General features: G+C 69.2%; 17 protein-coding genes. 8 read left to right on the top strand and 9 right to left on the bottom strand.

The window, feature by feature from the left end; translation table 11 throughout:
- Nucleotides 1–171 precede the first annotated feature (171 nt).
- The 3 genes from KEG38_RS08245 to dctP form a co-directional block, all read right to left on the bottom strand.
- Nucleotides 172–1,647 carry a choice-of-anchor L domain-containing protein gene (locus tag KEG38_RS08245; RefSeq protein ID WP_272418542.1) on the bottom strand — a complete coding sequence of 492 codons (1,476 nt, stop codon included), beginning with the start codon at nt 1,645–1,647 and terminating at the stop codon, nt 172–174.
- 120 nt (nt 1,648–1,767) lie between these two features.
- On the bottom strand, nt 1,768–3,024 hold the full coding sequence (metK, locus tag KEG38_RS08240; RefSeq protein WP_272418541.1) for a methionine adenosyltransferase: 1,257 nt from the start codon (nt 3,022–3,024) through the stop codon (nt 1,768–1,770).
- A gap of 137 nt (nt 3,025–3,161) precedes the next feature.
- A complete protein-coding gene (gene dctP, locus KEG38_RS08235) occupies nt 3,162–4,163 on the bottom strand; it encodes a TRAP transporter substrate-binding protein DctP (RefSeq protein WP_272418540.1) in 1,002 nt (333 codons plus the stop codon).
- A 249-nt stretch (nt 4,164–4,412) separates the two neighbouring features.
- On the opposite strand from dctP, the gene KEG38_RS08230 reads away from it, so the two are divergent.
- Nucleotides 4,413–4,808, top strand: coding sequence for a YbjN domain-containing protein (locus tag KEG38_RS08230; RefSeq protein WP_272418539.1), 396 nt, complete (start codon nt 4,413–4,415; stop codon nt 4,806–4,808).
- Nucleotides 4,809–4,857: 49 nt separating this feature from the next.
- Here KEG38_RS08230 and KEG38_RS08225 read toward each other — a convergent pair whose 3' ends face one another.
- Nucleotides 4,858–5,238, bottom strand: a complete 381-nt coding sequence (locus KEG38_RS08225) for a PDZ domain-containing protein (protein WP_272418538.1) — start codon at nt 5,236–5,238, stop codon at nt 4,858–4,860.
- Between the two features lie 75 nt (nt 5,239–5,313).
- Between KEG38_RS08225 and KEG38_RS08220 the strand changes: the two genes are divergently transcribed.
- Nucleotides 5,314–5,529 (top strand): hypothetical protein, encoded by a 216-nt coding sequence (locus tag KEG38_RS08220; RefSeq protein WP_272418537.1) that lies wholly within the window; start codon nt 5,314–5,316, stop codon nt 5,527–5,529.
- A 298-nt stretch (nt 5,530–5,827) separates the two neighbouring features.
- Nucleotides 5,828–6,826, top strand: coding sequence for a phosphatase PAP2 family protein (locus KEG38_RS08215; protein ID WP_272418536.1), 999 nt, complete (start codon nt 5,828–5,830; stop codon nt 6,824–6,826).
- Nucleotides 6,827–6,857: 31 nt separating this feature from the next.
- On the opposite strand, the gene KEG38_RS08210 is transcribed toward KEG38_RS08215, so the two are convergent.
- On the bottom strand, nt 6,858–7,172 hold the full coding sequence (locus KEG38_RS08210) for a 2Fe-2S iron-sulfur cluster-binding protein (RefSeq protein WP_272418535.1): 315 nt from the start codon (nt 7,170–7,172) through the stop codon (nt 6,858–6,860).
- A gap of 85 nt (nt 7,173–7,257) precedes the next feature.
- Between KEG38_RS08210 and KEG38_RS08205 the strand changes: the two genes are divergently transcribed.
- Nucleotides 7,258–8,505 (top strand): NAD(P)/FAD-dependent oxidoreductase, encoded by a 1,248-nt coding sequence (locus KEG38_RS08205; RefSeq protein ID WP_272418534.1) that lies wholly within the window; start codon nt 7,258–7,260, stop codon nt 8,503–8,505.
- 9 nt (nt 8,506–8,514) lie between these two features.
- Here KEG38_RS08205 and KEG38_RS08200 read toward each other — a convergent pair whose 3' ends face one another.
- The 3 genes from KEG38_RS08200 to KEG38_RS08190 all read right to left on the bottom strand — a co-directional run bounded on the left by KEG38_RS08200 (nt 8,515) and on the right by KEG38_RS08190 (nt 11,024).
- On the bottom strand, nt 8,515–8,820 hold the full coding sequence (locus tag KEG38_RS08200; RefSeq protein ID WP_272418533.1) for a hypothetical protein: 306 nt from the start codon (nt 8,818–8,820) through the stop codon (nt 8,515–8,517).
- 84 nt (nt 8,821–8,904) lie between these two features.
- Nucleotides 8,905–10,257: a DNA methyltransferase gene (locus tag KEG38_RS08195; protein WP_272418532.1), complete on the bottom strand. Its 1,353-nt coding sequence runs from the start codon at nt 10,255–10,257 to the stop codon at nt 8,905–8,907.
- A complete protein-coding gene (locus tag KEG38_RS08190; RefSeq protein ID WP_272418531.1) occupies nt 10,257–11,024 on the bottom strand; it encodes a zinc ribbon domain-containing protein in 768 nt (255 codons plus the stop codon). Before KEG38_RS08190 ends, KEG38_RS08195 begins: the two co-directional genes overlap by 1 nt.
- A gap of 224 nt (nt 11,025–11,248) precedes the next feature.
- Between KEG38_RS08190 and KEG38_RS08185 the strand changes: the two genes are divergently transcribed.
- Complete coding sequence (locus KEG38_RS08185; protein ID WP_272418530.1) at nt 11,249–11,857, top strand: CPBP family intramembrane glutamic endopeptidase; 609 nt, start codon at nt 11,249–11,251, stop codon at nt 11,855–11,857.
- A gap of 25 nt (nt 11,858–11,882) precedes the next feature.
- Here the strand turns inward: KEG38_RS08185 and KEG38_RS08180 are convergent, their stop codons facing one another.
- Nucleotides 11,883–13,649, bottom strand: coding sequence for a response regulator (locus KEG38_RS08180; RefSeq protein ID WP_272418529.1), 1,767 nt, complete (start codon nt 13,647–13,649; stop codon nt 11,883–11,885).
- A 157-nt stretch (nt 13,650–13,806) separates the two neighbouring features.
- Between KEG38_RS08180 and mnmA the strand changes: the two genes are divergently transcribed.
- From mnmA to KEG38_RS08165, 3 genes are all read left to right on the top strand, one after another.
- The gene (mnmA, locus tag KEG38_RS08175) at nt 13,807–14,922 is read left to right on the top strand and encodes a tRNA 2-thiouridine(34) synthase MnmA (protein WP_272418528.1); all 1,116 of its coding nucleotides are present in this window, start codon (nt 13,807–13,809) and stop codon (nt 14,920–14,922) included.
- Nucleotides 14,919–15,566, top strand: a complete 648-nt coding sequence (locus KEG38_RS08170) for a hypothetical protein (protein ID WP_272418527.1) — start codon at nt 14,919–14,921, stop codon at nt 15,564–15,566. Before mnmA ends, KEG38_RS08170 begins: the two co-directional genes overlap by 4 nt.
- Nucleotides 15,567–15,644: 78 nt before the next feature.
- Complete coding sequence (locus tag KEG38_RS08165; RefSeq protein WP_308216880.1) at nt 15,645–18,152, top strand: serine/threonine protein kinase; 2,508 nt, start codon at nt 15,645–15,647, stop codon at nt 18,150–18,152.
- Nucleotides 18,153–18,198: the final 46 nt, after the last annotated feature.

The following is an 18,198-nucleotide window of genomic DNA, read 5'->3' as shown; positions in this document are numbered from 1 at the left end:
CTTCTCCATCCCCGCTCGCACGGAGGACAAGCCAAGCCGGACGCGAACACAGAGCCGTACACCCCGCGCGCGGACCGCATTCGAAAGTGTACCCATGCACGTCGGGGCGTGAAGAGAGATCGCGTCCGGAGCGACACAGGTTCGAGGACGCTCCGGACACGTCCGGGCGCGTCACTTCGGGATGATGACCTCGGTCACCGTCGTCCCGGGCTTGCCCGACCAGCGCCAGTTGTCGATCAACGTGGACGAGTCGACCTTCCCGTCCGTCGAGTCGTAGGTGACCAGGCGCAACCGGATCGGGCTGCCAGGCGTCACCGCCGTCGTCGTACGCAGCCACCCCGTCGAGCCATGGCTCCACCCGGCGTTCGCTTCGTCCTTCTCGAAAGTGGTGCCAACGAGCTGCTTCGTCTCGAGGGAGCACTTGAACGGGAAGGTGCTCGCCACGCACTCGCCCGTGGGCCCCACGGGGTTGCCCGGACAACCGCACGCCTCGAAGAACTTGTTGTTCACGCTGATCGGCGCGCCGAGCATGTCGAACGCGATGTTCCCGTCGCTCTGCCCCATCGGGAACGGGATCATGTAGGCGATGAAGAAGTCGTTGTACTCGCGGCACAAGAAGTCCGGCCACTCGTAGCTGAAGAACTGGAAGTCGAACGAGACGCTGAGCGCGTTCGAGGGGACGTCGACCTCGATCTCGAGGCCCGTCGCGTCGTGCGGGAGGCCCGTGATCACGTTGGGGCACGAAGGGCTCGCCTTCGGGAAGCCGAAGGGCGCGTTGCTCGTGTAGCCCTTGTCGAACGTGCGGTACGTGGCGTCCGCGTCGCCCTTGTCCCGCGCCTTGCCCGACGACAGGAAGAGCATCGAGTTGCCCTCCTGCGGGTTGTTGTTCGTCCCGAGCTTCGCGACGATGCCGTGCCCGAGGTGGAAGTTCGCCTTCTGCGTCTCGTTCACCGGCGGCGGGCTGCCGTCCGAGAGCACCCACTTCGCGCTCTTCAGGAACTTGCAGACGCCGATCGCCTTGGCCGCGTCGATGGGATCGAGGCTGGCGAGCGCGAGGCCGCTGTCGCAGGCCGGCGGCAGGACGTCGACCGTGCCGTCGCAGTCCTCGTCCGCAGGCTCGGGGAGGTTGCCGTTCTCGTCCTCCTCGGCGATGACCTCGACCGCGCTCGGATTGACGAATTTGTCGCAGTCGTTGCAGTCGCCTTCGAGCTCGGTGTAGCCGTCGCCGTCGTTGTCCTTATCGGGCAAGCCTTCATCACAAGCGCCGCCGCCCGCACCGCCGGTGCCGCTCGACGAGCTGCTCGTCGTGATGAGGACGTCGCCGCCCTGGCCGTTGCCGGCGGTGCCGCCCACACCGCCAGCGCCGCCGGATCCAGCCTCTCCCCCGTTGCCCCCCATGTTTCCGCTGCCGCCGCCCGCGGCGCATGCGCCCGCCGCCGTCGCGGCGACGACGCACAACCCGACGAGCCCGAACCATGTGGATGTTCTCGACCGCTTCATGACGACGCCCTCGTGATGAAAAAGGATTCCTCGGGGACTCACGGTCGCCGTCGTCGACCCATGGCCTGCCGGATCGGCCACGTCGAGCGAGCGGTACCTCGGGGAAAGGAAGACGCGCGTATCGATGGACACGGCGAGCGCAAGCATGCCTAGCCTAGCCGAACGGCCGGCATGCTGTCACGCGCTCGGGGCGCTACCGTGGTGCTGGAGAAGAGTGCGTCGGGAGGACGCGGGAGGGGTGGGAACGTGGCGCGGGCGCGCGCGTGCTCACGCTTCGGGCGAGGCCGCGGAAGCCTTCTTGCGCTTCTTCTGATCTTTCTTGCCGCTGCCGTTCGCCTGCGTGGAGCCGTTCGTGGCCGACACGCTCGGGCGGAGCAGATCGTCGGCCATCTTCGCGGCGCGATCCGTCTTCTCCCAGGTGAACTCGTCCCGGCCGAAATGCCCGTACGCCGCGGTCTTGCGGTAGATGGGCTTGAGCAGGTCGAGCTGCTCGATGATCGCCTTCGGCCGCATGTCGAAGTTCTCGAGGATGTACTTCTCGAGCACCTCGTCGGCGACGCGGCCCGTGCCGAAGGTGTTCACGTGGACGCCGACCGGCTGCGCGACGCCGATCGCGTAGGCGATCTGCACCTCGCAACGCGCCGCGAGCTTCGCCGCGACGACGTTCTTCGCGACGAACCGCGCGTAGTAACAAGCCGAGCGATCGACCTTCGTGGGGTCCTTGCCGCTGAAGGCGCCGCCGCCGTGCCGGCCCATGCCGCCGTACGTGTCGACGATGATCTTGCGGCCCGTGAGGCCCGCGTCGCCGTAGGGGCCGCCGATGACGAACCGGCCCGTCGGGTTGATGTAGAACTTCGTGTTCTTGTCGATGAGCTTCTGCGGCAGGACCTTGTCGATGACGAGCGTGCGCATCGCCTCGACGATCTCCTTGTGCTTGACGTCGGGCCCGTGCTGCGTCGAGAGCACGACCGCGGCGATGCGCGCGGGGACGTCGTTCTCGTACTCGACCGTCACCTGCGTCTTGCCGTCCGGCCGGAGCCAGTTGACCTTCTTCGACTTGCGGACCTCGGCGAGCTTGCGCGCCATGCGGTGCGAGAACGAGATCGGCGCGGGCATGAGCTCGGGGGTCTCGTCCGTCGCGTACCCGAACATCAGGCCCTGGTCACCCGCTCCCTGCTCCTTGAACAGGCCCTCGCCCTCCGTCACGCCGCGCGAGATGTCCGGGCTCTGCTTCTCGATCGCCGTGAGCACCGCGCACGTCTCGTAGTCGAAGCCCATCGACGAGTCCGTGTACCCGATGTCCTTGATCGTGCTGCGAACGACCACGGGCATGTCGACCCACGCAGAGGTCGTGATCTCGCCGGCCACAATCGCCATGCCGGTCTTGACCATCGTCTCGCAGGCGACACGCGCCGTCGGATCCTGCGCGAGGATGCCGTCGAGGATGGCGTCGGAGATCTGGTCGCAAATCTTGTCGGGATGGCCTTCCGTGACGGACTCGGACGTGAACTGGTAACGGCGCATGGATGCTCCTTGGGACGGACGGGGCGTACGCATACGCCGTGGACGATGCACCGTCAACGCGCCGAACACGACAAAAGCGAAGCGCCGGGCCTCTCAAAGGCGACCCGGCGCACGCGGGCAATGTCTCTGGAAATCTGTCAGCCGCCGAGCCCCTCGAGCTTGGTGACGACCTCGGCCGGGAACGTGCCCTGCGCCAAACGGCCGCGCACCTGCTTGAAGAGGCCTTGCCACTTGGCCTTCTGATCGGCCGTCAGCTCGACAACCGTCATCTTGCCCTTCAGGCGGCCGAACGCGGCGTCATCCTCGCTGCGGATGCGCTTCGTGAGCGCCGCGCTGGCGACCTTGCCCGTGTCCTGGAGGATGGTCTTGAGATCGCCCGGCAGCGCGTCGATCTTCTTGCTCGTCAGGACGAGCGCGCCGACCGCGAAGCCGGACGCGTCCGCGACGATGGTGTCGAGCTTCGACGCCCACTGGAGCTGCTCCGCCACGACCGCGGGCGCGACGATCACGTTGATCGCGCCCGTGTTGAGGTTCGGCAGGACCTCCGGGATGTTCGCCTGGAACGGCGTGGTGCCACCGACGACCTGGAAGAACACAGGCATCATCGCGTCGTCACGCCACACGTAGGGCTTCGTGCCCTTGAAGTCCTCGGGCGCTCGGATCGCGACGCCCTTCGACATGAGATGCGCCTGTCCGACGTCGCCCCAGCCGACGATGCTGAAGCCGGCGTCCGCCGCGCCCTTCTCGAACTCGGGCCGCATGGCTTCACGCGCGGCGTCGAGCTTCGCCCACGAGCTGAAGAGGCCCGGCATCTGGAGCGCGAGGATTGGCTTGTAAATCTTGCCGAGACCAACCGCCGTGACTGCGGCGCCGTCGAGCTGGCCGGCCTTCATCTTGCCGACCATCGCGCCTTCATCGCCTTGCTGACCGTTGTAGAAGAACTGCAGCTCGAGCCGGCCGCCGCTCTTCTCCTTGACGGCCTTCTCCCAAACACTGAACACCTGCCCCCAGGGGCTCGCCTTCGGCGCAAGCGTGCCGATCTTGATCACTTCAGCCGCACTTGCATCCTGCGACGCGCCGATCCCCGCGAGGACCGTCAGGGCGCCGAGGAGTTTCACCATCGCTCTTCGCAGCATCATCAGAAGCCTCCGTCTCGGTTCTTCCGACCCTCGTACGCGACGTGTCTCGAGGGTTGCTCCTGGCCTTCGCGTGTTCGTATACCGGAGCTTGTCGCTCTCGAACAGACAGGCTCGCCCCGCACGCACGCACGATGCACCGCAGCATCGAGCGTCGCGTTCCAGGAAGAGGGCGTCACGGGACAGTGGACGTCGCTGCGATGACGTTATTCACGTTGCCGCATCGCGAAAAACCCTGATGATAGCGTCCCGATGACCCTGGATGAGATCCGCGCCGTCCTCGAGGCGCAACAGTGGCCGGTCGAGCGGCTCTCCGAGGCCACGCTGCGCAGCCGCTTCCGCAGCAAGGACCGGATTTTTCCGCTGTTCGTGCACCTCGAACCACTCTTCGTGACGTTCGCGGTGATCCCCTACGCGCGTTTGCCCGAGGAGCCGGAGACGGCCGAGGCAGTCATGACGCGCCTGCTCAAGCTCAACCGGGAGATCAACCTCGCCAAGTACTCGGTCGACGACGACGGCGACATCATCCTGAGCGTCGAGTACCGGATCGAGCATCTCGACCCGAGCGAGATCCGCGACGCCGTGGACGTGCTCTCGTTCTACGCCGACAAACATCACGAGGACGTGCACAAGCTCGCGAGTCCGTGACGCAGAAGAGTGCAGAGCGTTCGGGGCGAACCCCGGCAGGACGAACCTCTCACTCGGTGATCGTCTCGGTGCGCGGACGCTCTTCCTTCTTCGGGTCGAGCAGGGCGCGACGCTCGACGCGCACCCGGCGGACTTCTTCGCCGCGCACGATGGTGAGGCGCACGGACGTGCCGACGTCGCCGCGCAGGAGCGCGCGAATCTCCTTGGCGTCGAGGTCGCGCACGTAGCGGCCCTCGATCATGAGGAGCTCGTCACCCGGCAAGAGGCCCGCGCGCTCGGCGGCAAGGCCCGGGGACAGGTCGCGCACGTAGAGCGCGCCTGTGTCGTTGTCCCGCGAAAGCACCGCGCCGATGGAGCCCTTCTGCTCGGCCGCGCAAGCGAGGCCCACGAACAGGAACGACGCGAGGAGCGACGCTCGGGCGACGCGCATGCCCCGCATCCTAGCGGACGTCGCGACGAACGAGCCGGCTTGCAGCGTGGCGAGCGCTCGGGTGAGCATTTCCGCATGCGCGCGCGGCGTCTCCTCCTCCTGCTCGTCGCCTTCACGCCGATCGCTACCGGCCTCGTCGCATGCACGCTCGGCGCGCCCGAGGAGCCGGGCTGCCAGAGCGACGCGGAGTGCGGCGAAGGGCTCGTTTGCCGGGCCGGTGCATGCTTCCGCTTCATCGGGGAAGGCGCGCCGGCGACCGACGCGGGCGCGGACGCGAAAGGCGGTGCGTAGAGAATTTCCGAGAGCGAGACGACAGCGCATCGAGCTACGCGCCGAGGACCTTTCCACCCTACGTCGTTCCCTCGAATTCGACAAAACCTCGACGTTTCGCGCACCTTTGATGGGCGCCGATCTTGCTTGAGGCCGCCGCACGACCCATGGCGATGAAGCCTCGACCTGCTGAGCCTTCCCCCCTAGACTCCGCCGCGTCATCTCCCGCGGCGTCGCGGTTCGTCGCTGGATCTCGGCTAAGCGGAGAGAACAAGTGAGCACCTCCACGCACCAAAACGGACTCTGGAGCCCGTCGGACATGCGTGCCTCCGAAGAGCACGTCGAGGGAGCACCCGCGCAGATCACCGCCATGCAAGGCGGTTGGCTCAAGTTCCTGCTCGGTAGCTTCACCGTGCAAGACGTCATCCTGCTCGTCTACCTGACGGTCGTGCGGCTGCTGCTCGCGCAGCGGCAAGCCACGGCCGATCAGGTGTCGTGCGCGCGGACGACGGAGCTCTGCATCGGCGTCGTGCTCGGCGCCGTGCTGATCGGCCGCGTGATCCCCGGCATCCCGCCGCTCGTCCGGAAGATCGTCTACCGCGTGAGCATCGTCGGCGTGCTCCTCCAGAACTACCTCGTGCTGCGCTGGCTCTTGCCCGTGGTGCGGCCGGATTCGGTGGACGGGACGCTCCTCCGGATCGACGAGGCGATCTTCGGTCGCGAGCCAGCGCTCGTGCTCGAGGTCTTCAACGTGCGGCCCGTGGTCGAGTGGTTCTCGTTTTTCTACTTCAGCTACTTCTTCATCGGCGCGACCTACATGATCGTCAGCGTGTGGCTGACGAAGCCGAGTCGCCGGACGACGGCGTTCGCGATCGGGACGCTGCTCGTCTTCGGCATCGGGCAACTCGGCTACATGGCGGTGCCCGGCTACGGCCCGCACCAGTACCTGGCCCAGCAGTTCAAGGGCCCGATCAACGGCGGGTTTTTCTGGGGCTGCGTCTGGGACACGGTGCAGGCCGGCAGCGCGATGAAGGACATCTTCCCCTCGCTGCACACGGCCGTGCCGACGTGGTTCACGCTGCACGCGCTGCACAACGCGAAGACGGATCGACGCTGGTTCTGGCCCGCGATCGTGACGGGCTTCTTCGCGGCGAACATCATCTTCTCGACGGTGTTCCTGCGCTGGCACTACGCCATCGACGTGCTCGCGGGCCTGACGCTCGCGTTCACGGCCGGGACGCTGGCGCCCCTGATCGCGCGGCGCGAAGAAGAGTGGCGCCTCGCGCGAGGCCTGCGCGGCGCGTGGGTCTTCGACTGAGGAAGACGCGAACGACGCGCCGCACCGTCGATCATTCGTCACTCCCCGCCCAGCGAAGCCGCACGAGCCCCTCCCCCCGAGCCACGAGACGCGCCGAGCAAGCGAGCCGCTGCGAAGGCGGCGCGTCGAAGACGTCGAGCACGTCGGACTCGTCGCTCGAAGGGGGTTCGAGGAGCGCGGCGCCTTCGAGGACCTCGACGAGGCAGGTTCCGCAGCTCGCGGAGCGACACGAGAACGAGACGGGCGCGCGGCATGCGTCGCTGACGTCGACGAGCGCGTCGCCAGGCTCGGCGTCCACGGCCGCGGCGGGGCCGAGATCGTTCGCCAGGAACTCCACCCGGATCACGAGGCAGCTCTAACGGAAGGCGCGCGCGACGTCGACCCGCTGCCTCGGCATTGGCGAGGCCGAGCGGCCGCGATATCCAGGGGCGATGTCGAATCATGGGTGGGATGCATTGATCCTCGGGGGCGGGCCCGGTGGTTCCACGCTCGCCGCGAGCCTCGCGCGGCGCGGCCGGCGGGCGCTCGTGCTCGAGCGGGAGAAGTTCCCGCGGTTTCACATCGGCGAGTCGCTCCTGCCGCGATCGCGCGAGGTTTTCGCCGAGCTCGGCGTGGACGAGGAGCTCGATCGGAGGTTTCTGCGCAAGTACGGCGCGCGGTTCCTCTGCTGCACGACGAGGCGCGAGAGCACGTATCGCTTCGAGGAGAGCTTCGATCCGAAGTTCACGTACGCCTATCAGGTGCCACGCGCCGAGTTCGATCACGTGCTGCTCGAACACGCGCGCAAGCTCGGCGCCGAGGTGCGCGAGCAGTGGGAGGCGACGGACGTGCTCTTCGAAGGCAGCCGCGCCGTCGGGGTGCGCGCGAAAAACCTCCTGAATCCTTCCGAGGTGGTGGAGCTCTTCGCGCCGGTCGTCGTCGACGCGACGGGGCGCGACACGCTCCTGGCCTCACGCACGCGGCGGAAGGCGAACATCGCGCGGCTCGACAAGACTGCGCTGTTCTCGCACTACCGCGGCACGTTCCGGCCGAGTGGACAGGACGAAGGGAACATCCAGATCGTGATCTTCGAGCACGGCTGGTTCTGGTTCATCCCGTTCCTCGGCGACGTGACGAGCGTGGGCGTGGTCGTGTCGTCGGAGTGGATGCGGCAGAAGCAAAAAGGCGAGACGCTCGAATCGTTTTACGATCGTACCTTCGCGCGATCACCGATGGCGAGCGAGCTCTTGAGCGGCGCGACGCGACTCCGGCCTGTCGGCGCGCTGGCGGATTTCTCGTATCGGATCGATCAGCTCGCCGGTGATGGGTGGCTCTTCGTCGGCGACGCGGGCGGCTTCCTCGATCCGCTGTTCTCGACGGGTGCGCACCTCGCCATCAAGGGCGCCTCGCTCGCGGCCGAGGCGATCGATCACGCGCTCACGACGGGCGATGTGTCGCGCGCGGCGTTCGCCTCGTACGAAGCGAACGTGCGGTACGCGGTCGATCTGTTCCTGGGCGTCGTGCAGAGTTTCTACGCAGGGCAGTTCCGCGAGACGTTGTTCGAGCCGAACCAGCGGACGACGATCCGCAGGCTCATCACGTCGATCCTCGCGGGCGACGTGTTCCACGTGGAGCGACGTCCGCCGTGGGCCGCGTTCCTCCGCGAGCACTACCCCGCCGAGGTGCCCACGTTCGGCTGAACGCGCGCGCTACTTCGAGGGCACGTTCGCGAGGTTCTCCTTGCACGTCGCGGCGAGCCCTTCCTTGCCGCCGGGCGCCTGCGCGGCGTCACGCCACGCTTGGCGCATCGCCTTGAAGCCGGGCTCCCGCGCGGCGCGCGCCTCCTCGGGCAAACTGTCGAGGAAGGCCTCCATCTTCTTCACGTACGCGTCGCACTCGGCGACGCCGATCGCGCCCTCGGATTCGGCAGCGGTCCCCTCGCCCTCGCGGCCCTTGTTGCAGCCGAACATCAAAAGAGAAACCGCAAAGACCAACGCGACCGTTTCACTGCGCATCTCGAACGTCTCCGTGGGAAAGCCGCGAGCATCCTGCCACACGAGGACCGAGCGAGGACAGTTCGTGGCGACGCGGCGCAGGCGCTACGAGCGGACGAGCAGGATCGCGTGCTCCTGTCGCGGGCGCGAGGTGAAGGCGCTGCGCGTGGGCGCGTGGAAGTGTGGGCGCGGCTGCGAGGCGACGGTGTCCACGCGGAGGCGCGCGCGCGGCGCGACGCGGCGGATCACGTCGACGGAGTAAACGGGGCGGCCCGCGACGACGCTGTCGGCGAGGAGGAGGATCGCAGCGCCCTCGGGACGCATGACGCGGCCGAGCGCGGCGAGGGTGTCGCCAATCTCGCGCTCCCAGCGGGCCACGCCTTCGTCTGGGCCCATGGGATCGAGGCGGCGACGCGCGCCGATCTCGGCACGCTCGAAGCGCTCGGGGCGAAGGCGCAGCCAGCGGAGGCGCGCCTCGTGGTGCGCGAGGTAGTCGTAGACGCCCGGGTACGGCGGCGAGGTGACGACGAGATCGACGGAGCGATCGTTGATGCCGTCGAGGCGGCGCGCGTCGCCTTCGAGGACACGCGCGGGCGGCGCGGCGGCGAGGCGCGCTTCTACCTCGGCGCGGCGCGCGATGAGCTCCTCGGCCTTGCGCACGAAGAGGCGCGCGGCGTAGCCGGAGGCGATGCGTCGTTCGAGCTCGCGCTCGGAGGTGTCGGAGGTTCGGCGGCTGAGCTTCGTGAGCATCGACGAGAGCACGAGCTCGAGCTCGCCGCGCACGGTGGGATCGTCGATGCGATCGATCCCAGCGCGCACGCCGTCGAGCTCCAGAAGAACGTGTCGATCGAAGAGGGCGAGATCCTCGGGGCCATAACGCCGCGTGGGTCCGCTCTTCGCCTTGCGGCGTTCGTCCGCGAAAAGCGCGACCGCGCGCGCCGCTTCAACGAACGCAGCGCGATCGGCCTCCGTGGTGTCGCGGAGCTTCAGCGCGGCGAGGCGCACGGCGAGCGGGTTCGCGTCGACGCCGATCGCCTTGCGACCCACGAGGCGCGCTTCGACGAGCACCGTGCCGCTGCCGCAGAACGGATCGAGCACGGCGTTCCCGGGGCGCGAGAAGGACTCGACGAGTCGCTGCGCAGTGACCGGATGCATGCGCGCCGGGTAGCTGTGGAAGCCGTGCACGTGCGCGCGCGCGGCCTCCTCGGCGACCTCGGACGGAGGCACGTCGAGCGCTCGGACGAGCGCCGCGCCACGCGCAGAATCTCCCTCGACGTTGGTCTCTCCACCGACGTGGGAGAGCGCGCGCCGCACGTTGGGCTTCGTCGGCTCGCTGGGCATCGGCTTCGTCGGCTCGCTGGACCTCGGCTTCGTTCGCTCGCCAGGCCTTCTTCGCTCGATGGGCTTCGTCCGCTCGCCGGGCTTCGTCCGCTCGTTCTGCTTCGTTCGCTCGCGCATTACACTTTCTCGCGCGTGACGCCGGGCGCGCGCGCCTCGGCCTCCGCCTCGGCTTCGGCCTCTGCTTCGACGGCCGCGAGGTCGGGTTTGTCCGGGGAGGCGCCGATCCGCATCCGCGTGAGACTGCCGTCGTTGCGGATGATCTCGTGCGCTTCGAGCAGCGCGAGCATCTCCTCGGCCTGCGGCTCCTCGATCGGGAGCGCCTCCGTGAGCGCGCGCGCCGTGACGGGTCCCTTGATCTGCGCGGCCACGTCCGCCGCCACCGAGAGCCACGCCTCGTCGAGCGCGGGCACGATCTCCTTGGCTTGCTCCCGCGAGCGCGCGAGGAACCAGGCGATCAGCGCGGCGAGCGGGCCGGCCGTCAAAAGACTCGCGAGGAAAAACCCGAGGCCCGGGTTCACCACGCCGATGACGCCGAGCAGCCCGTAGATCGCGAGGATGCCGATCGTGCCCGCGAGCGCGACGCCCGTGAACACCGCGGCCGCGCGGTTCTTCGCGCGCCCCTTCCGCGCGAGCTCGGCGCGCTTGAGCGCCGTGACCTCCTTGCCGCTCCGCCGCATCTTCTTCGTGTCGAGAGGCACGCGCGGGCCGCCACAAACGTCGCAGCGGAACCGGAACTCCGCGTCGCGCGTGGCCCCCGCCGTGGCGCCGCAGTGCGGACAGGCCTCCATGCGTTGCGAGGTTCCGCAGCGCGGACAAACCGCAGCGCCCGCGGGAACGCCCACGCCGCAGGCGACGCAGCGACCTTCGGCCGATCCGGCGGTCATGGCGACACGCGAGCGATCCGTCCGCGCGTCGCCCTCGCGCCCTTCAGAGCCGGTATGATGAACACGGTCGCGTGCATCATGGGCGCATCTAATCCGGGGCCGGTCCCACGGCCAGAGGAGAGCGCACCGATCGACGCTCCGGGCGAGGCGGATGCGGACGGGCGCACGGTCAGGACGGCTCGGCTGGCTTCACGGCGAGGCGCGAACGTGCCAACATGCGGGACATGCGGGGACGGTGGACCCGGACGGGCCGGAGCGCTGCAGCGTGGAGCGTGGCCGCCGGTTATGCACTCCTCGCGTGCCTCGCGACAGCCCTCGCCCTCGCGCTGCGGGACGGCGCGCCCTGGCTGTACCCGGACCCGTGGCTCGGCCTGACGTCGACCGTCGGGACACTCGCGAGCGCGCTCTCCGGGATCATCTTCGCCACGATCCTCGTGGTCACGACGCGCTTCGCCGTCGGTCGGTTCGGTTGGGCGCGCAGGCTGCACGGCGAACTTCGTCCGGTCGCGAAAGATTTATCCGTCGGACAGATCTTCATTCTCGCGGGTCTGTCGAGCCTCGGCGAGGAGGTCCTCTTTCGCGGGCTCCTCACGCCGGTGATCGGCGTCATCGGATCGGGCGTGCTCTTCGGCCTGTTGCATCAGATGCGCGGGCCGAGTCGCTGGGTGTGGACGGGGTGGGCGACGGTCGTGGGCCTGATCCTCGGGGCGATCTTCGCGGCCACGGGCTCGCTCGTCGGGCCGCTGCTCGCGCACGCGATCGTGAACGCGGTGAACCTCGGGTACCTGCGTGATCACGATCCGGGAAACGATCCCGAGCAGAACCTCGCCTGAAAAACCGCGCTCGTTGTGAACGCGCTCAGCGCTTCTTGTCGTTGACCGGACCTGTCTGACGCGGCGGCAGCGGCGGGGGCGCCGGACGAACGCCGCTCTCGGTGAGATCGGGTCGCGTCTGCACGGCTTGCCGCGGCGGCGGCGTGGGCGAGCGCGGCACCGGGCCCGTGCCCGGGTTCGGCAGCGGTGGCGGCGTGCTCTTCGAATGGCCGTGCGGGGCCGGCGGGCGCGCCGCGGGCGCGGGGCCGGGGAACGACGGGCGCGTGTACTCGCCGCTCGCACGAGCTGGCGCGAGTGGTTGTCGCGGCGGCGGACCGGGCAGCCGCGTCGCACCGCCCGCCGCGCGAGGCGGTGGTCCGGGCAAACCGCCCGCGGTCCGCGTCGGTACGGGCTGACGCGGCGGCGGACCGGGCAAAGCCGGGGAGACCGCAGGTCGACCGGCCGGCGTGAGGCGCGGCGGAGGCTGATGGGGCGATCGTGGCGCCATGGCGCCCGGACGAACCGGTCCCGCTGCGTACGTTCCCGCCGGCCGCTGCGCACCGCCTGCGGGCGCGGGTCTCGCGCCGGGTTGCTGCCTTGGCGCGGTGCCCCAGTTCGGGCGATACGCCGGCGCGCCGTCGAGATCTTCCTCTTCGAGCTGGTACTCGGACGCGGGCGACACATCGACCTCGTCGAGCGCTTCAGCGGCGAGCTCGGTGAGCTGCTCGGGCTCGTCGACGAGCTGCGCTTCGTCGCCGTATGCGGACTCGGGCACGAGCTCCTGCGAGCCCGGCGCGGCTTCCGCGCGGCCTCCGCTTTGCGGCGGCGCCACGGGCTCGTCCATGCCGAAGTCGGCCCAGTCGTAGTAGGCCTTCCGATCGTTGTCGTCGTCGTGCGCGGCCGGCGCAGCGGCGGCTTTGATCGGCTTCGGCGGCTCGGCGATCGCCTTCGACGAAGGAGGACCGAGATCGGTGCGACGCGACGGAGGCCCGCCCATCGCGGGCGCGGAGAGGCGCGTGGAGGGCGCGTTGCTACTCGAACGAGGTTGCTCGCCGTTGTGGATGCTCTCGTCTTCGAGACGCACGGCTTCGAGCAAGAGGTGACCGATCGGCTGCGCGCTTCCGGTCGGCGGACGATCGGGCTGCGGGACGAACGAGAACCGACCGACCTTCCAGCCGAGGATGTTGCGCAGGATCGTGATCGCATCGGTCGTCGTGCCGCCGATGGTGCCGGTCACGATGAAGCCGGAGGCGACGTCGAGCTGCACCTTGCGCTTCTTGCTGATGACCTCGACGATGCCCGTGCGACGCTCGAGCTCGAGCACCGTGAGCACGGTGGCGATCGACATCTGACTGAGATCGCCCTGGATCGCCGTCGTCTCGGTCGCGGACGAGGGAGGCACGGAGACGAGCGAGTTGCGACGTTGCCGCAGACGCCACGCCATCTGCACGAGCGCGCCGACCTGCGCGACGACCTCGTCGACGCGGAAGGGCTTCGTCATGTACGCATCGGCGCCGACGTGAAACCCTTCGAGCCGCGCCTCTTGATCGTCGAGGGCGGAGAGGAAGAGGAACGGCGTCACCGACACACGCGACGGCTGCGTGCGCACGTTTCGCGCGACCCAGTAGCCGTCGTTGTCGGGCAGATCGATGTCGCAGATGATGCAGTCCGGCTCGCGATCGCAGGCCGTATCGAGCCCAGCTTGCGCGGTGTTGCAGACGATGACGTCGTAGCCGGCGTCACGGATCGCGCCCGAGAGCAGGCTGCTGACCCACTCGTCGTCTTCGATCACGAGCACGAGCCCTCGGGGCATTGGCGAAACCGTATCACGTGCGCTCGCCGGGGGGCCAAGTCGCAAGGGGTCCGCCCGGTCGGTTTCGTCTCGGGGGCGCGGGAGCCCACGTCTCGGCCCGGCCGGCCGAAGGGATTCGGCCGCGCGCGGCGGGGTTTTCGGCGCTAAGCTGGGCTCCGTGACGAAAGGAACGCGGATCGTGGTCGCCATGAGCGGCGGGGTCGACTCCTCCGTGGCGGCGGCGCGCCTCTGCGACGCCGGCTACGACGTCATCGGGGTGACACTCCACCTCTGGGACTACCCCGACGACCGGAGCGAGCGGGGTCGTTGCTGCGCGCCCGAGGATCAACACGACGCCCGGCGCTCGGCGGATCACCTGGGCATCCCGCACTACACGTTCGACCGGCGGGAGCTCTTCCGGGCGCACGTGGTCGATCCGTTCGTCGACGCGTACCTCGACGGCGAGACGCCGAGCCCCTGCGTCGCCTGCAACCGCTCGGTGAAGATGCGCGAGCTCTTCCCGCTCGCGGAGCGGCTCGGCGCGTCGTTCATCGCGACCGGCCACTACGCGCGGACGGAGATCGGCGCGGACGGACGCGGGCGGCTCTATCGGGGCAAGGATCGCGTCAAGGATCAGAGCTACTTCCTGCACATGTTGCGCGAGGACGAGCTGCGGAAGCTCGTCCTGCCGCTCGGGGACGCGACGAAGGAAGAGGTGCGCGCCGAGGCGCACGCGCGGCGGATCCCGCGCGCGGACAAGGGCGAGAGCCAGGAGCTTTGTTTCGTCCCGGCCGGCGGCTACGGCGCGTTCGTCGAGAACCGGGCGGGGCGCGAGCGGGTTCGTCCGGGCCCGATCGTCGACGAGCGGGGGCGCACGGTCGGGCACCACGAGGGCGTGCATCGGTTCACGATCGGCCAGCGCAAGGGCATCGGCGTGGCGCTCGGTCGGCCTGCGTTCGTCGTGGGGATCGACGCGGACTCCGGCGCGGTGCGTCTCGGCGGCGAGGACGCGCTGCTCGCGACGGGCGCGCTGCTCGAAGCGGGCGCGTGGAGCGACGACGTGGCGTTCCCGCTCGAAGCCGACGTGCGCGTGCGCGCGCGTCACGAGGGTGAACGCGCGACGATCGAGCGCGTGCAGGATCCGGAGCGGGGCGAAGTGCTCGTCGCGCGCTTCCATACGCCGGTGAAGGCCGTCTCGCCCGGGCAGGTGGCGGTCGCGTACGACGGCGATCGTGTCTGCGGCGGGGCCACGATCAAGGCCGCGATCCACGCGAGCGCGGGAGGCGCGGCATGAGCGCGCGTCTTTGCCTCGCGGTCGCGTCGCTGCTCGCGCTCGGCGCGATGGGTTGTTCGCTCGGGCAGGGCGAAGGCGAGGTCAAGAGCGACGCGCTCGTCGCGAAGGATTGCTGGTTCGACGCCTACGATCTGCGCCCGGACTTCTTCGCGGCGGTGCCGTACCGCTCGACGCTTCAGATGCGCGTGCAGCGCGGGACCGATCTGCAAGAGGTGTCGGACGGGCTCGCGGTGCTCGTCGAGGACGTGAGCCAGGTGCGGGAGGAGCTCATCGGCAAGCCGCTCGACGTGACGCTCTCGCCGGGCGTCTTGCCTCCGGGCTCGGATTTCCCGACGCCGCCGCCCGCGGATCAGCCGGCGATTCACGTCGCGCTCTACCTCCAGCGCTCTTGCCACAACCAGAACGTGATCCTCTATGCCGTGGATGGCTCGATCACGTTTCATTCGCTGTTCAGCGGGGACCCGAACGAGGCCGAGGCCGCGGAGAAGTACACGGACGCCGAGTTCGACGTGTGGATGGGTGATCCGCGCGACGCTCCCGTGGACGCGCCCGCGAACGAGATCCCGAAGGAACTGCAATCGCGTGTGACGGGTTTCTTCCGCTTCTACTTCGAGCGCGGACAGCCCGGACAGCCCTTCCCCTGAAGTTCGCGGCGCTTCGGTAGGCTCCCTACCTCTGGCCCAAGGGGAGCATGCTCGCCCGCTGAACATCCGGAAGCGTCCATGCGCTCTCTCCCGCGCATGGAAAGTGGAATCGTTTTCGCGGTAGGATTCAATCAACGCGTCATGGCTCAACCTCCGCCTCGACCCGCTGCTTCGCGACCGGGCGGTCCGGCACCGGCGAACAACAGGAGCGCGCCCGCCTCCTCGTCCGGTCCCCGCCCGAAGGAACCGGAAAAGCAGCAGCCGCCTGGGACCTTCTTCCTCGGACGATACCGCGTCGTCGACGAGATCGGCGTCGGAGGCATGGCGAGCGTGCATCTGGCGCGCATGGACGGCCCCGGCGGCTTCCAGAAGTGGGTCGCGATCAAGCGCATCCACCCGCACCTCGTCGAGGACGATCAGTTCGTCGACATGTTCCTCGACGAAGCCCGCATCGCGGCCGGCATCAACCACGCGAACGTCGCGCAGGTCTTCGATCTCGGCAAAGACGACAACACGTACTGGATCGCGATGGAGTACCTCCACGGCGAGCCGCTGCGCGAGGTCATGCGGCGGGCCGAGGAGAAGCGGATGAACATCAGCCCCGAGCTCGCGGCGCGCATCTGCGCCGACGCGGCCGAGGGCCTCCACGCGGCGCACGAGCTGCGCGGCAAGAACGGCCAGCTCCTCGGGCTCGTCCACCGCGACGTGACGCCGCACAACCTGTTCGTCACGTACGACGGCTACACGAAGGTCGTCGATTTCGGCATCGCGAAGGTCGCCGATCGGCTCGCGTCGACCCGCGCGGGCACGCTCAAGGGCAAACTCGCGTACATGTCGCCCGAGCAGGTGCGCGGCGCGGACGTCGATCGCACGACGGACATCTTCGCGCTCGGCGTCGTGCTCTGGGAGCTGACCACGAACCAGCGCCTCTTCCGCATGGACACCGATCTCGACACGCTCGAGAAGGTGCAGGCCTGCGTGGTGCCGCTGCCCTCGACGATCGTGCGCGGCTATCCGCAGGGGCTCGAAGCGGTCGTCATGAAGGCGCTCGCGAAGAACAAGAAGGACCGCTACCAGACGGCCCGCGAGTTCTCCCGCGCCCTGCAGGTCTACCTGAACCAGAGCGGAGCGTTCGTCGGACCCGAGGAGGTCGCGCAGTTCGTCCGGCATGTCTTCACCGATCGCATCGCCAAGCGCGAGGCGCATCTCGCGTGGGCCGCGGAGGTGACGTCGACGGTCAACGTCGATCAGCTCCGCGCGCAGGGCGGCCTGAACGATGATCCGCTGCTGGAGGACGAGGACGACGATCGCCGCGGCCGCGCGAGCGGGACGGCGCCGTCGAAGTCGGCAGCGCAGCCGATCGCGAACCGCGCGCCCGCGGCGATGCCGCCGCCCGAGGATCGATCCGCATCGCAGCAGATGGCCGCCACGTCGCTCATGGACGACGACGAGGACGTGCCGACCACGGTGGCGACGCGCGAGCACCTCGAAAAATCCCAGGGGGGACCGCTGCCGAGCGCGGGTCGTCCGGGCATGCCGCAGGCGCAGCATAGGCCGCAGCTCACGACGCCGCTCCCCGCGGCGGGCATGCCCGGTCCGGGGCAGAACGAGCGCACCGCGGCGCTGCCGAACGGCGGATATCCGGGCGACGCGGACGATCTGAACGCGACGATCGCGCTCCCGGCAAACTCGAAGATCCCGGATCCCGGGCCGCCGCGGCCAGGGTTTGGCGCGCCGCAGCAGCCTGGATTCGGCGGTTATCCCGCGCCGCAGCAGCCGGGCTTCAACGGGGCGATGGCGCCGCAGCAGCCGGGCTTCGGCTTCGGGCAGCAGCCGCCGCAACCGCAGTACGGGCAGCCGCAGCCGCAATATCCGATCAGCAACCCGAACGTGCACGTGCCGCAGCAATACGGCCAGCGCGTCGCGCAGTCGCAGATCGAGACCGCGATGTCGCTGCCGCGCCCCGATCCCGCCGCGCTCTGGATGGCGCAGCAGGAGGCGGCTCGTCAGCAAGGCGGGCCGAAGCGCAACACGGGCGTGTTCGTCCTGGTGGTCGCGCTCGTCGCGCTCAGCGTGATCGGCATCGGCGTGCTCGTGTATTTCAAGCTGAAGCAGCCGCAGGGAACGGCGCAGCCGCAGGGAACGGCCGTCCCCGAGGCGCCGGCGATCCCGAGCACGGTCGCCGTACCCGCGCCAGCACCGGCTCCTGCGCCCGCGCCCGCGCCGACCGAAACGGCCGCGGCCGCGCCGACGGAGACGGCCGCGCCCACGCCCGCGCCGGGCCCCGCGCCTGGGAACGCGCCGGCCACCGCGAAGACGGCCGCGACCACGCCTGCGGCCGCGCCGACGGCCACGGCGAGCGCGGCGGCCGCGTCCGGCGAGCCGGGCTTCCTGACGATCGTGTGCAACCCGTTCTGCGACGACGTGCTCGACAACGGTCGTTCGCTCGGCCCCTCGCCGATCGTGCACCTCTCGGTCAAGCCGGGCTCGCACCGGGTCACGCTCAAGAAGGGCGACATGACGAAGGTCATCTCGGTCATCGTCGTGTCCGGTCAGGTGACGGCGCAACGCGTGTCGATGAAGTGACGAACGTGGCCGCTCGCCCTTCTGGCGGGGCGGGCGGTGCACGTGC

Origin of the sequence: Polyangium jinanense (assembly GCF_028435265.1) — a bacterium.
Lineage (GTDB): Bacteria > Myxococcota_A > Polyangia > Polyangiales > Polyangiaceae > Polyangium > Polyangium jinanense.
This window is presented reverse-complemented; position numbering and strand designations above follow the sequence as displayed.

Excerpts from the sequence above, each read along its gene's own strand:
- KEG38_RS08245 (WP_272418542.1), bottom strand. The coding sequence starts at position 1,647 with ATGCTTGCGCTCGCCGTGTCCATCGATACGCGCGTCTTCCTTTCCCCG.
- metK (WP_272418541.1), bottom strand. The coding sequence starts at position 3,024 with ATGCGCCGTTACCAGTTCACGTCCGAGTCCGTCACGGAAGGCCATCCC.
- dctP (WP_272418540.1), bottom strand. The coding sequence starts at position 4,163 with ATGATGCTGCGAAGAGCGATGGTGAAACTCCTCGGCGCCCTGACGGTC.
- KEG38_RS08230 (WP_272418539.1), top strand. The coding sequence starts at position 4,413 with ATGACCCTGGATGAGATCCGCGCCGTCCTCGAGGCGCAACAGTGGCCG.
- KEG38_RS08225 (WP_272418538.1), bottom strand. The coding sequence starts at position 5,238 with ATGCGCGTCGCCCGAGCGTCGCTCCTCGCGTCGTTCCTGTTCGTGGGC.
- KEG38_RS08220 (WP_272418537.1), top strand. The coding sequence starts at position 5,314 with ATGCGCGCGCGGCGTCTCCTCCTCCTGCTCGTCGCCTTCACGCCGATC.
- KEG38_RS08215 (WP_272418536.1), top strand. The coding sequence starts at position 5,828 with ATGCGTGCCTCCGAAGAGCACGTCGAGGGAGCACCCGCGCAGATCACC.
- KEG38_RS08205 (WP_272418534.1), top strand. The coding sequence starts at position 7,258 with ATGTCGAATCATGGGTGGGATGCATTGATCCTCGGGGGCGGGCCCGGT.
- KEG38_RS08200 (WP_272418533.1), bottom strand. The coding sequence starts at position 8,820 with ATGCGCAGTGAAACGGTCGCGTTGGTCTTTGCGGTTTCTCTTTTGATG.
- KEG38_RS08195 (WP_272418532.1), bottom strand. The coding sequence starts at position 10,257 with ATGCGCGAGCGAACGAAGCAGAACGAGCGGACGAAGCCCGGCGAGCGG.
- KEG38_RS08190 (WP_272418531.1), bottom strand. The coding sequence starts at position 11,024 with ATGACCGCCGGATCGGCCGAAGGTCGCTGCGTCGCCTGCGGCGTGGGC.
- KEG38_RS08185 (WP_272418530.1), top strand. The coding sequence starts at position 11,249 with ATGCGGGGACGGTGGACCCGGACGGGCCGGAGCGCTGCAGCGTGGAGC.
- KEG38_RS08180 (WP_272418529.1), bottom strand. The coding sequence starts at position 13,649 with ATGCCCCGAGGGCTCGTGCTCGTGATCGAAGACGACGAGTGGGTCAGC.
- KEG38_RS08170 (WP_272418527.1), top strand. The coding sequence starts at position 14,919 with ATGAGCGCGCGTCTTTGCCTCGCGGTCGCGTCGCTGCTCGCGCTCGGC.
- KEG38_RS08165 (WP_308216880.1), top strand. The coding sequence starts at position 15,645 with ATGCGCTCTCTCCCGCGCATGGAAAGTGGAATCGTTTTCGCGGTAGGA.